The following is a 12,374-nucleotide window of genomic DNA, read 5'->3' as shown; positions in this document are numbered from 1 at the left end:
TCCCCGGCCCCCGGCATGGGTAGTTCTGCCCAGTCAGCCGATCCGGTGCTGGAAGGCGTACGCCGCCGCCGCGGTGCGCGAGCCCACCCCGAGCTTGGCGAAGATGTTGCTGACGTGGCGCGCCACGGTCTTCTCGCTCAGCACCAGTTCCCGCGCGATCCCGCGGTTGGTGGCGCCGGCGGCCAGCAGCCGCAGCACCTCGGTCTCCCGCGGGCTCAGCAGCGAGGCGCCGCGGCGGGCGCCGCGCACCCGGGCCAGGTCCGGTTCGGCACCGAGCCGCGTGAACACCTCCGCGGCGGCGTCCAGCTCCACCTCCGCGGCGTCCTCGTCGCCGAGCGCGCGGCAGGCCAGCCCGACCAGGCACCGGGTCCGCGCCGCTTCGTAGGGCGCGTCCAGTTCGCACCACAGCCGCAGCGCGGTCCGCAACGGCGGCAGCGCCGCGGACTCGTCACCCGCGGCGAGGAGCGCGGCGCCGGTCGCGCCCGACGCCAGCGCGCGCAGGGCGGGCGTGTGGAACCGGCCGGCGATCGCGGTCAGCTCGGCCGCCGCCGCCCGGGCGCACCCCGGGTCGCCGTTGCCGATCGCGGCTTCCACCTGCGCGGGCAGCAGGCGGGACCGGCTGATGTCGTCCTCGGCCTCGGCCAGGGCACGGCGCAGGGACGCGTCCGCCGCGTCGGCGCGGCCCTGGGCCAGGCGGAGCAGTGCCAGGCCCGGCTGGATGTCCCACCCGCTTTCGCCGGCCCGCCGGTAGGAGCTCTCCGCGTCGGCGAACTCGCCACGCAGCCGGTGGATCTCGGCGAGCTGGTAGTAGGCCATGCCCGCGACCACGTGCCCGTACCGATGGTCCAGCCGCGCGCAGGCCGTGCGCGCCTCGCGGACCGCGTCCGGCCACTCGCCGACGAGCTGCAGCAGCTCCGAGCGGTGCACCCGGCAGATGCCGGAGTAGGCGCCGGTGAACTGCGGGCTCGCGTCGCACCAGGCGTTCACCGCGGCGGTCCACTCGCGGGCGCGGCCCAGCTCGTGCACGTCGCGGCAGGCGGCGATCATGCTGCAGTACATCCAACCGGTCACCTGTGAGGAACACGCGCCCGCGGAGATGTCGAGCATCGCCTCGTCCAGCAGCGCGAGCCCCTCTTCGACGCGGCCCTGCGCGAGCCGGGCGCGGCCCTGGACCTGCACCCCGATGGCCACGAGATCCCGGTCACCGCACCGGTTCCCCAGCTCGACGGCCTCCGCGGCGGTCGCGAACGCGGCGTCCCCGGTCTGCCGCTCGGCCTCGCCGATCAGCAGGTAGCCGCGCTGCGCGCAGCCCGGGTCGTGCGCCAGCAGCCGCGCCGCCCGCGCCATCCAGCCCTGTGCGCGCGAGAACTCGCCCTGGAACGCGCACACCTCGCGCAACCAGAAGGCGCACCGCACGGCCCGGCCGATCGCGCCGGCGTGCACGTGCTGCTCGTAGCAGCGGCGGAACGCGTCGGCGGCCTCCTCCGGGCGGCCCAGCAACAGGGCCAGCTCGCCGAGCCGCTCCAAGTTCGGCAGCGCGAGAGGGGTTTCCCGGTCGGCGGCGGCCAGGGAGTCACAGGCGTCGGCCCAGGCCCGCCGGTCGTAAGCCGCGCCGGCCCGCTCGAGCAGGACGCGCGTGTCCACCGGGTCATTAAACGCCCGCGATGTCCTCGTCACCAGGTCCGTCGGTCAGGCGGCCGCGCAGCTTCGCGGGCGCGACGGCGAGCCACCCGTCGGTGAGCGCTTCACGCAGCGCTGTGCGGGACACCTTCCGCAACTGGACGAGCACCGCCGCGTAACCGTCGAAGTGCGGGATCGTGAAGAAGGCGTCCGGGTTCGCCGCGAGGATCGCCTCCTTCTCGCCGAGGTCGTCCACCCGGATCGCGAGGATCGGCCCGTCCGGTGGGGCCTCGTCGCCGAACCGGCGGAGGTCGGCCTTGCTGAACGGCCGCACCCAGGCGAACGCCTTACCGGCGACGGACCACGTCCGGTGACCGTGCCGCTCCCCCTCGGTCACCTCGGGCAGCTCGGTGACCAGCCGTGTCACGTCGCCGACAGTCGCCATCGTCGAACGGTACCGCGGTCACGGCGCGCCCGGCAGCTGCCGCCGCTCGAAGCTCTCCCGCAGGGCAGCGCGGCGGGCGCGGCCGCGCTCGTACAGGCGCCCGAACACGAACGCGTCGGTCACCGAATCACCCGTTCGCTGCCGGAGGAGTTCACCCGCGCTCACCAGGTCGTGATACTCGCCCAGCTCGCTCTGCACCTGCTTGACCGCCCGCCGCCACGAGCGCACCCGCTTGCCCAGCAACGGTTTCGCCACATCGGCCGCGTACCGCGCCGCCTTCGCCTTCTTGCGCACCTCGTGCAGGGCGGCGTCGGGGTCGCTCGCGTCGCGCACCGCCTCCGCCGCGGCCGCCAGCCGCCGGTTCGCGCGGCGGAGGGCCTTGCGCAACTCGCGGCGCCCGGACTCGGCGGCGATCGTCAACGGCGGATCGGCCACCCACTCGTCGAGCGCGCCCAGCAGCCGGGCGTAGCGCTCGCCGGTCAGTTCCGCGAGCAGCGCCCGCCGGTCCCGCTCGGCTGCTTCGTCCAAACGCGACACGAGCGTGCGGCGGGCGTGCTCGGTTTCCGGCTCGCGCGGGAGGTTCGCGAGCTCGGCGAGCAGCGTTTCGCGCCGGACCTCGCCGTCCCGGGCCGGGGACAGCACCCGTCCGGCCCACTTCAGCTCGTCCGCCAGCGCCTTCGCCCGGTCGCGCACGAAGAGGCGCCGGTAGCCGCGCAACGCGCTCCGCAGCCGCCGCATCGCGACGCGCAACTGGTGCACCGAGTCCTCGTCGCCGCGCCGGACGCCCTCGTCGTACCGGCGGATCGCCTCGACCTGCGCGCGCAGGTAGGTCATGACGGTGTCCCCGGCGTTGGCGGGCTCCTCGTCGGCGGCCAGGTCGGCGGCGAGCAGGCGTCGCAGCTTCGACGGCCAGTGCGCGGGCCGCACCCCGTCCGCGACGAGGGCTTCGGCGAGGGTGTCGAGGAGTTCCGGTTCGGCGTCGTCGAGTTCGACCTCGAGTTCACGCCAGTGGTCCAGGTGCGCGTGGTCGCCGGCGCGCTCGCCGTGGACGTGGTCGTCGGTCAGCACGGCCAGCCGCCGCCCATCGGCGGCGGTGAGGTCGTGGGTGAAGCGGTCGACGCGGAGGTGCGCGATCTCGACGAGGTCCGCACCACCGGTCCACTCGCGTGCGGCGTCGGCGAGTTCAGGTGGCAGGTGGTCGCCCGGCGGCAGCTGGGTCTCCTCGCGGGCCCCGGCCGCCGCCGGGCGCTTGAGGTGCCAGCCCGCGTCGTCCCCGCCGGTGCGGCGGCGCAGGGTCACGCCGGCGCGCGCCAGCCGGAGGTCGCGGGTGTCGTAGTAGGTGTTGTCGAGCCTGGACTCCCTCGGCGGGGACTGCTCCGCCACGGGGCCCACCCCGGCCAGCCGCGGCACCGGCCGGCCGTCGTCGAAGTCGAACTTCCGCTCCCGCTCGGTGACCGTCTTCGCGCCCATGACCAGGAGTTCCCGGGCGACGACCGGCGGAAACCCGCCGACAGCACCAGCCGAGCGGCCATTGGCGGGAACCTCGCCTACCGCGGACGGTGCAGGCGATCAGCTCCGCCAGCGCTTCCCGGTCCAACCGCGCCTCCTCCAACGGCGCCGGACGCTACCCGCCTGCCCGTTCAGCAGACCGCGTACACGTCCAGCAGCACCGCGTCCGGGCGGCGCAGCGCCGAGCTCACCGCGACGACGTGGTTGAGCCACGCGTGCTCCGGCGAGTCCTCGGCGGTCTCGAAGGTGATCGCGGTGCGGAAGCGGTACGTGGACGGGTCCGGGCACTGGCCGGCAAGCAACGCGGTCATCACCTCCGGTGGCCCGTGCCGCACGCCCCGGCTGACGATCGACACCAGCGAACCGTCGTCGGTCCGGGCGGTGTAGCGCGCCTCGACCCGCACCCAGCCGCCGGTCTGCAGGATCTGCCAGTCCGCGCCGCCGGGCAGGACGTCGGCGGACAGCCGCGGGCCCTCGACGCGGCCGCCGGTGATCGGCACGACCCGGCGCCGGCCGTGCGGGGTGCCGCCCAGGTGGAGCACCTCGTCCAGCGTCACCTCCGCCCTGGCGAGGAACTCCAGACCAGGTCGCGGTGGCTCGTACGGGGTCGCCATGCCCCGGCAAACTATCAGGGATTCTGATCCAGGACAGCGGTCGCGCGGAGGACGACGTCCCGCAGGTAGCGGTGCTCGGGATCGTCGTCGTACATCGGGTGCCACCACATCGCCTCGCGTAGCGGGCCGATTTCCAGCGGGCACGGCAGCGCCCGGACACCCAGCTCGGCGGGCACCCCGGCGGCGAGCCTGCGCTGCAGCAGCGCGACCCGGCCGGTGCCGCGGACCAGGCTCGGCACGCTCAGGAAGGTTTCCGTCACCACCTGCACGTTCGGCTCGATGCCGAGCATCCGCATTTGCCGCGCGGCGGGCGTGGACGCCGTCGGGCCGTGGTAGGTGACCACCCACGGCATCGTCTTCAGCTGCTCGACGGTCAGCTCCTCGCCGACATCCGGGTTGTCCCGGGACACGAGGCACACCCAGTCGTCCAGGTACAGCTCGCGGTAGGGCAGGTCGGTGATGAACCCGTGCGGCATCAGCAGCAGGTCGTGGTTGACCAGTGCCTGCGCCGCCTGCTCGACCAGCGGCGGGGTGTTCGCGGTCAGCCGCAGCCGCGTGCCGGGGGCCTCCGCGGCGAGCAGCGCGGCGATCTCCGAGCCGAGCACCGCGACGCCGTAGTCGCTGATCAGTAGCGAGAACTCGCGGGCCGAGGACGCGGGGTCGAAGTCCGGTTCGGCGGCGAACACCCGCTCCACCCCGGAGATCGCCACCCGCACCCGTTCCTTGAGCTGCACCGCCAGCGGGGTCAGCCGGTAGGAGTTGCCGACCCGGATCAGCAGGTCGTCGCCGAAGTGCCGGCGCAGCTTGCCCAGGTGCGCGGACACCGCGGGCTGGCTCAGCCCCATCCGCTCGGCCGCGCGCGTGACGCTGCGCTCCTGCAGCAGCGCGTGCAGCGCCACCAGCAGGTTCAGGTCCAGGCTCGCGAGGTTCACCAGCGCAGGCTACATCAGCCAGGCTGATACCTCCCATAACCGATTTCGTCTTCCCTGATACCGCCGCGGTGCCCGACAGTGGACTCGTCGCTCAAGGAGGAACCGACGTGATCCACGACCGCACCGATCCCGAAGGCGCGATCGCCGCCGCGGCCAAGCGGTGCTCCAACTGGGGCCGCTGGGGAGCCGAAGACGTACTCGGCACGCTGAACTTCCTGGACGAGGCCAAGCGCCGCGAAGGCGCCGCGCTCGTCCGGCAGGGCAAGAGCTTCTCGCTCGCGCAGCGGTTCGAGGCCGACGGCCCGCAGAAGGGCTGGCGCCGCCGCACCAACCCGGTCCACACGATGCTCGACACCGGCCTGGACGCCGAACGCGGTCAGGGTTTCCCGCACGGCCTCGGCGGCGCGGACGACGTCGTGTTCATGCCGCTGCAGGCCTCGACGCAGTGGGACGGGCTCGGCCACATCTTCGACCACGGCACCGCCTACAACGGCCGCCGCGCAGGCGATGTCGTCACCAGCGCGGGCGACCGGGTGACCGGCATCGAGACCACCGCCGGCCGGATCGCGGGCCGCGGCGTGCTGCTCGACGTCGGGCGCGCGATCGGCGACGACGGCGAGCTGCCGGACGGGTTCGCGATCACCGTCGAGCACCTGGAGGCGACGATCGCCGCGCAGGGCGAGACGGCCCGCGTCGGCCGCGGCGACCTGCTGCTGGTGCGGACCGGGCGGCTCACCCGCGCCCGGCGGGACGGTTGGGGCGACTACGCCGGCGGCGACGCGCCCGGCCTGTCGTTCACCACCGCGGACTGGCTGCACGGTACCGAGATCGCCGGGATCGCCACCGACACCTGGGGTTTCGAGGTGCGGCCCAACGAGTTCGACGTCGCGTTCCAGCCGCTGCACCAGGTCTGCATCCCGCACATCGGCCTGTTCCTCGGCGAGATGTGGGACCTCGACGCGCTCGCCGCGGACTGCGCCGCCGACGGCGTGTACGAGTTCTTCCTCGCCGCCGACCCCATCCCGGTGACCGGCGCGGTCGGCGCCCCGGTCGCACCCGTCGCGGTGAAGTAGGAGTTCCCATGCCAGCCGTGAACAACGTCCTGGTGGTTGGCAGCGGCCTCGCCGGGACGGCCACCGCGATCGGCCTCGCCGCGCACGGCGTCGCCGTGGACCTGGTCGAGATCAAGCCCGACGTCGCCGCCATCGGATCGGGGATCACCTTGCAGGGCAACGCTTTGCGGGAACTGCGGAACCTGGGCGTGTGGGAGCGGGTGCGCGCCGAGGGGTTCGGCTTCGACAGCCTCGGCCTGCGCGCACCCGACCCCGCGGGCACCCTGCTCGTGGAGATCCCGGACGCCCGCACCGGCGGCCCGGACCTGCCTGCCGCGATGGGCATGCCGCGCCCGGCGCTGGCGCGGATCCTGCTGGACCGCGCGGCCGAAACCGGTGTGAAGACCCGCTTCGGCGTCACCGTCACCGAGCTGGAGACCGACGGCCGGGTGGTGTTCTCCGACGGCTCGTCCGCGCGGTACGACCTGGTGGTCGGCGCCGACGGCATCCGGTCGTCGGTGCGCCGCATGCTCGGCGTCGAACTGGAGACCCGCGCCACCGGCATGGGCATCTGGCGCGCGTTCGGCCCGCGCCCGGCGTCGGTCACGCGCACCGACCTGTACTACGGCGGCCCGTGCTACATCGCCGGCTACTGCCCCACCGGGGAGAACTCGCTCTACGCCTACGTCGTCGAGGACGCGCAGGACCGCTCCGCGCTCACCCCGGACGAGCGGCTGGCCACGATGCGCGAGCTGGCCGCGGCCTACCACGGCCCGTGGGACGAGATCCGGGAGACGCTGACCGACCCGTCCCGCGTCAACTACACCTGGTTCGAGACCCACGTGCTGCCGCCGCCGTGGCACCGGGGCCGCGTCGTGCTCATCGGCGACGCCGCGCACTCCTGCCCGCCCACCCTCGCGCAGGGCGGCGCGCAGGCCCTGGAGGACGCCGCCGTCCTCACCGAACTGCTGCTCGCCGCCGACACGCTGGACGACACGCTGTGGCAGGCCTTCACCGGCCGCCGCTACGAGCGGGCCAAGGCCGTCGTCGACGCGTCCAACCAGCTCGGCCAGTGGCTCCTCGACCACGAACAGGGCGACGTGCCGGGCCTGATGGGCCGCGTCGCCGCACTCGTCACCCAGCCCGCCTGACCCAGGAGGACCCATGACCGACCGACTCATCACCCACCTGCGCCACGTCGACCTCGCCGTGCCGGACCTGGCCCGGCAGCAGGACTTCTTCACCGGAGCCTGGGGCCTGACCACCGAGCACACCGACACCGGCATCGCGTTCCTGGCCGCCGAAGGATCGCCCGAGCAGTACGTGATCCGGCTGCGCCAGGCCGACGACAAGCGCATCGACCTGATCTCGTTCGGCGCCGCCACGCCGTCCGATGTGGACACCCTCGCCGCACGGCTGGCGTCCTCCGGCGTGCGGCTGGTCAGCGAGCCCGGCGCCATCGACACCCCCGGCGGCGGTTACGGGTTCCGGTTCTTCGACAACGAGGGCCGCACGATCGAGATCAGCGCCGACGTCGCCGTCCGCGCGCACCGCAAGGTCGAGCAGGGCGAGTCGATTCCGGTGCGGCTGTCGCACGTCGTGATCAACTCCGCCGATCCGGAGGGCACCCGCGCGTTCTACGAGAAGCACCTCGGGTTCCGGCTTTCCGACATCCTGATGCACCCGCGGATGGGCGAGATGATGTGGTTCATGCGGGTGAACTCGTGGCACCACAGCATGGCCATCGCCCGCTGCCCGCACCCGTCGCTGCACCACGTGTCGTTCGAGATGCGCGGCCTGGACGAGTACATGCGCGGCACCGGGCGGCTGCTGCGCGCCGGGGTGGAGAAGATCTGGGGCCCCGGCCGCCACCTGGCAGGCAACAACACGTTCAGCTACTTCCTCGACCCGCACGGCAACACGATGGAGTACACCACCGAGCTGGAGCTGATCGACGAGGACACCTGGCACCCGCACCTGTACGACTTCAGCGACCCCGAGGTGTCCGACCAGTGGGGCACGGCGAACGCGATGAACGAGTTCGTCGCGCAGAAGTCGTTCAACGACCCGGACAAGGGCCTGTTCGTCGCCCCGCCGGTGTGAGGAGGTCCTGATGCGTTTCGCCACCTACTCGCTGGACGGCGAGGTACGGGCCGGTGTCGTCGTCGGCGACGGCGTACACCCGCTGCCGCCGGACGTGACGGTGCTCGGCCTGGTGCGGTCCGGGCTGCCGGCCGCGCTGGAAGCCGGTTCCTCAGTCCTGAGTGGACCGTCGGTGCCGCTGGATCGCGTGCGGTTGCTGCCGCCGCTGGAACCGCCGACGGTCCGGGACTTCGTCGCGTTCGAGGAGCACGTGGAGGGTGTGGTCGCCAGCGTCTCCGGCGGGTCCGGGGTCGTGCCGGAGTGGTACGAGGCGCCTACGTTCTACTTCACCAACCCCTACGCGCTGCTCGGCGCGTTCGACGACGTGCCGGTGCCGCCGGGCTCGCGGCTGTTCGACTTCGAGCTGGAGGTCGCGGCCGTGGTCGGGCGGGACGGGTCGTCGCTGACGCCGGACGAGGTGGAGATCTTCGGGTACACCGTGCTGAACGACTGGTCCGCCCGTGACCTGCAGCGGCGCGAGATGAAGGTGCAGCTCGGCCCGGCCAAGGGCAAGGACTCCGCGACGACGCTCGGGCCGTGGCTGGTGACGGCCGACGAGCTGGAGTCCTATCGCGACGGTGACGGGTTCCTGGAGCTGGACCTGCGGGTGTCGGTGAACGGCACGGAGATCGGGCAGGACCTGCTGTCCAACATGGGCTGGCCGTTCGAGGAGCTGGTCTCCTACGCCTCGCGCGGCACGTGGGTGCGGGCCGGGGACGTGCTCGGCTCCGGGACCTGCGGCAACGGCGGCTGCCTCGCCGAGCTGTGGGGCCGCGGCCGGGAGCTGCCGCCGCTGGCGGCGGGTGACGTCGTGGAGATGACCGTCGAGGGCATCGGGACGATCCGCAACACCGTCGTCGCCGGGGTGGAGCTGCCCCCGGTGCGGGCCGCGCGACCCCGGCCGCGGAAACGCAAACGATGAGGGTGGCCGGCAAGGTCGTCGTCGTGACCGGCGCCGGACAGGGGCAGGGCGCGGCGGAGGCGCGGCTGCTGGCCGAGGAGGGCGCCCGGGTGATCGGCGTGGACCTGGGCGCTTCGCCGGTGGAGCCGTTGCCCGGGGTCGAGTACGCGCAGCTCGACGTCACCGACTCGGCGGGCTGGGCCGAGCTGGCGTCCCGGCTGGAGCGGGTGGACGGGCTGGTCGCGAACGCCGGGGTCACCTGGCGGGCGCGGCTGGACGAGGTCGACCCGGCCGACCTGGCGCGGGTGCACGACGTGAACGTCGGCGGGGTGGTGCGGGCGATCCAGGCCGTGCTGCCGCTGATGCCCGCGGGCGGGTCGATCGTGACGGTCGGCTCGGTGGCGGCGCTGACCGGGCACTACCCGGTGGCGTACACGGCGAGCAAGTGGTCGTTGCGCGGGCTGACGCGGGCGGCGTGCCTGGAGCTGGGCGCGCGCGGGATCCGGGTCAACGCGGTGCACCCCGGGACGCGAACATCGCCGAAACCCCGCTGGGCCGCACCGGAACCGTCGACGAGGTCGCGCCGCTGGTGGTGTTCCTGCTCTCGGACGAGGCGTCGTTCATCACGGGAGCGGAGATCCCGGTCGACGGCGGCCTGACCGCACACGGTGGCGTGAAATCGATCAGTGAGGTTTTGAAAGGCCCCGCCCGCCGGCCCACCACCACCCTCAACGGACACGCTTCGCGTGACTGAAAGGAATTCAATGTTCGAGTACTTCCCGGGCAACTACGTCTGGAACCTGGGCGTCGTGGCGACGCTGAACAGCGGCGGGCTGATCGACGAGGTCGACCGCGCGTGCCGCCCGATCAAGGAGGCCGCGCAGCGCGGTGAGGACGCGGGGACGGCCGACTTCCTGACCGCGTGGACCGCGCTGACCGACCAGCTCGTGGGGCAGGCGGAAGAGGCGGAGGCGGCGGGGCACACCCGCACCGCGCGGCAGCTGTACGCGCGGGCGACGAACTACCTGTGCCAGGCCGAGCGGATGCAGAGCGCGTCGGCGCCGGGCCGGCTGGACACCTACCGGCGGGTGCTTTCGTTGCAGGAGAAGGGTTTCGCGCCCGGTGTGTCGCGGGTCGAGATCCCGTACGAGGGCACGACGCTGCCCGCGTACTTCAGCGCGGCGCCGGTCGAGGGCCCGGCGCCGGTGATGATCATGTGGAACGGGCTGGACTCGACCAAGGAGCACATGTACTCCTCCGGGCACTGGGAGGAGCTGGCGGCCCGCGGGATCTCGTGCCTGATGGTGGACTGCCCCGGTTCCGGCGAGGCGCTGCGGCTGCAGGGACTCACGGCGCGCGTGGACACCGAGGCGTGGGCGTCGGCGTGCGTGGACTACCTGGTCGAGAGGTCCGATGTGGACTCCTCGCGGATCGGCCTGGTGGGCTGGTCGCTGGGCGGCTACTACGCGCCCCGCGCCGCCGCCTTCGAAAAGCGGCTCGCGCTGGTGGTGGCGTGGGGCGCGAACCACGACTGGGGAGCCGTCCAGCGGCGACGGCTGGAGCGCGAGGGCGAGCGGCCGGTGCCGCACTACTGGGAGCACGTGCTCTGGGTGTGGGGGCACTCCGACCTGGCGGAGTTCATCGACTTCGCGGACGCCGTCAACCTGGACGGCGTGGTCGAGAAGATCGACATCCCGTTCCTCATCTGCCACGGCGAGAACGACCGGCAGATCCCGCTGGCGTACGCGCACCGGTCGTACGAGCAGGCCACCGCCAGCCCCCGGCGCGACCTGCGGATCTTCAGCCCCGCCGAGGGCGCGACGGAGCACATCGGGCTGGACCACCTGCCCTACGTGAGCAGCTACATAGCCGACTGGGTGGCCGACGTGTTCGACGGCCGCTGACTCCCGAGATGACGAACGACGAGTGGCGACAGCACGTGGAGGGCTGGCGGCCCCACTGGCCGAGCTGGAAGCAGAAGGCTGGCAAGCCACGCTGACCTTTCCGGCCGCCCCGGTCCAGCTCGAAGGGCGCTTGCCGAAGGGCGAGCGGTTCTCTTCCGCGCCCGCCACGCCCACGTGCTCCTTTCCGTCGGCGGCGACGATCCCGCTGCTGTCGGCGCTTGGGAAGGCGCGGTTCCGTTCGAGGGTGCCGGTTACCTGGCAGCAGAAGACGGCGCATCCATCATCCGGCTACTGCTTGCCCACTACCGCGCGGACAAGCAGTAGCTCCGGCCCCGCAGCCGGGCCGCTGACCGGCGAGTGGGCGAGTCCTATCGCCCCAGCTCGACCCACTCGTGGTCCTGCCCCGAATAGTCGATCTTGCCGGTCTCGGGGCGGACCGCGGTCACGATGCCGTGCTCGATCATGACGTCGAACATCAGGTCGTCGTCGAACCCGCAGTGCGGGCAGGGAGAGCCGTAGCCCCGGGCCGCCACGAGCGGGCGGCCCGGGACGCCCGCGTCCCACTCCCCCCACTCCAAGGAGTCCCCGACGCGGTACCGGCGGAGGTTGCACGCGCCGAACCGAAACTGCGCGTTGCGGCGCCCAGCCCGGCCGCAGCTGCGGCACAGCCGCTCGCCGGGCACGTCGACCACGTTGAACAAGCCCATCTCAACCTGCCAGCCGCGCCCGCGCGTCCATCAGCGCGAAGCCCAGCAGGTTCAGCCCCGGCCACCGCTCCGGCTCCCCGGCACACGGGTCATCCGCCGCGACGCCGATTCCCCAAATCGCATCCACCGGGCTGGCCTCCACCAACACCTGCGAACCCGTGCCCACCAGAAACCTCCCCAGCTCGGGGTTCTGCCCGAACTTCGCGACCGATCCGGCGACCACGATGTCGTACCTGGACGCCTCCCAGCGGGCCGGTTCGAAGCCCGCCACCTGGCGGCCCAGCTCCTTCGCCCGCCCGGGGTGCGGGGCGCGCAGCACCTCCTCAGCCACCGCCGCGTCGTCGAACAGCAGCGCCTTGCGCCACATCATGTAGTGCTCCGCCGTGGCGAACTCGCGCCCGTCCGCGACGAACCGCGCCGGCCACCACTGGCTCAGGCACCCGCGCCCCGCGCTGCCGTCCGGCTCCGGCCGGTGGCCCCAGAAGAACAGGTACTCGACCCGCTCGCCCCGCCGCACCCGCTCGATCAACTCCGCTCGCACAACCGGC

The 12,374-nt window shown here is 73.0% G+C and carries 12 protein-coding genes and 1 pseudogene; 6 read left to right on the top strand and 7 right to left on the bottom strand.

The window, feature by feature from the left end:
* Positions 1–33: 33 nt before the first annotated feature.
* From AMYTH_RS0138070 to AMYTH_RS0138050, 5 genes are all read right to left on the bottom strand, one after another.
* A complete protein-coding gene (locus tag AMYTH_RS0138070) occupies positions 34–1,644 on the bottom strand; it encodes a LuxR C-terminal-related transcriptional regulator (protein ID WP_027934620.1) in 1,611 nt (536 codons plus the stop codon).
* 7 nt (positions 1,645–1,651) lie between these two features.
* The gene (locus tag AMYTH_RS0138065) at positions 1,652–2,065 is read right to left on the bottom strand and encodes an MmcQ/YjbR family DNA-binding protein (protein ID WP_027934619.1); all 414 of its coding nucleotides are present in this window, start codon (positions 2,063–2,065) and stop codon (positions 1,652–1,654) included.
* Between the two features lie 18 nt (positions 2,066–2,083).
* Positions 2,084–3,535, bottom strand: a complete 1,452-nt coding sequence (locus tag AMYTH_RS0138060) for a CYTH and CHAD domain-containing protein (protein ID WP_027934618.1) — start codon at positions 3,533–3,535, stop codon at positions 2,084–2,086.
* A gap of 170 nt (positions 3,536–3,705) precedes the next feature.
* Positions 3,706–4,188: a DUF3237 domain-containing protein gene (locus AMYTH_RS0138055; RefSeq protein ID WP_027934617.1), complete on the bottom strand. Its 483-nt coding sequence runs from the start codon at positions 4,186–4,188 to the stop codon at positions 3,706–3,708.
* 14 nt (positions 4,189–4,202) lie between these two features.
* Entirely contained in the window at positions 4,203–5,120 is a 918-nt protein-coding gene (locus tag AMYTH_RS0138050; RefSeq protein ID WP_027934616.1) for a LysR family transcriptional regulator, read from the bottom strand.
* Positions 5,121–5,227: 107 nt separating this feature from the next.
* Between AMYTH_RS0138050 and AMYTH_RS0138045 the strand changes: the two genes are divergently transcribed.
* The 6 genes and pseudogenes from AMYTH_RS0138045 (at position 5,228) to AMYTH_RS0138020 (ending at position 11,119) form a co-directional block, all read left to right on the top strand.
* Positions 5,228–6,193, top strand: coding sequence for a cyclase family protein (locus AMYTH_RS0138045; RefSeq protein WP_157360733.1), 966 nt, complete (start codon positions 5,228–5,230; stop codon positions 6,191–6,193).
* 8 nt (positions 6,194–6,201) lie between these two features.
* Positions 6,202–7,323, top strand: coding sequence for an FAD-dependent oxidoreductase (locus tag AMYTH_RS0138040; protein WP_027934614.1), 1,122 nt, complete (start codon positions 6,202–6,204; stop codon positions 7,321–7,323).
* A 13-nt stretch (positions 7,324–7,336) separates the two neighbouring features.
* Positions 7,337–8,275 carry a VOC family protein gene (locus AMYTH_RS0138035; RefSeq protein ID WP_027934613.1) on the top strand — a complete coding sequence of 313 codons (939 nt, stop codon included), beginning with the start codon at positions 7,337–7,339 and terminating at the stop codon, positions 8,273–8,275.
* Positions 8,276–8,285: 10 nt separating this feature from the next.
* Complete coding sequence (locus AMYTH_RS0138030; RefSeq protein WP_027934612.1) at positions 8,286–9,236, top strand: fumarylacetoacetate hydrolase family protein; 951 nt, start codon at positions 8,286–8,288, stop codon at positions 9,234–9,236.
* A pseudogene (locus AMYTH_RS46470) lies at positions 9,233–9,969 on the top strand (SDR family NAD(P)-dependent oxidoreductase). The gene AMYTH_RS0138030 and the pseudogene AMYTH_RS46470 overlap by 4 nt, the downstream one beginning before the upstream one ends.
* A gap of 10 nt (positions 9,970–9,979) precedes the next feature.
* Positions 9,980–11,119: an alpha/beta hydrolase family protein gene (locus AMYTH_RS0138020; protein ID WP_027934611.1), complete on the top strand. Its 1,140-nt coding sequence runs from the start codon at positions 9,980–9,982 to the stop codon at positions 11,117–11,119.
* 368 nt (positions 11,120–11,487) lie between these two features.
* On the opposite strand, the gene AMYTH_RS46465 is transcribed toward AMYTH_RS0138020, so the two are convergent.
* On the bottom strand, positions 11,488–11,826 hold the full coding sequence (locus AMYTH_RS46465; protein ID WP_037323001.1) for a hypothetical protein: 339 nt from the start codon (positions 11,824–11,826) through the stop codon (positions 11,488–11,490).
* Between the two features lies 1 nt (position 11,827).
* On the bottom strand, positions 11,828–12,367 hold the full coding sequence (locus AMYTH_RS0138005; protein ID WP_084022759.1) for an NADAR family protein: 540 nt from the start codon (positions 12,365–12,367) through the stop codon (positions 11,828–11,830).
* Positions 12,368–12,374 lie beyond the last annotated feature (7 nt).

This window comes from Amycolatopsis thermoflava N1165, from assembly GCF_000473265.1.
Taxonomy (GTDB): Bacteria; Actinomycetota; Actinomycetes; order Mycobacteriales; family Pseudonocardiaceae; genus Amycolatopsis_E; species Amycolatopsis_E thermoflava.
Note: the sequence above shows the minus strand (reverse complement) of the source record. Positions and strands in the feature narration are given on the sequence as shown.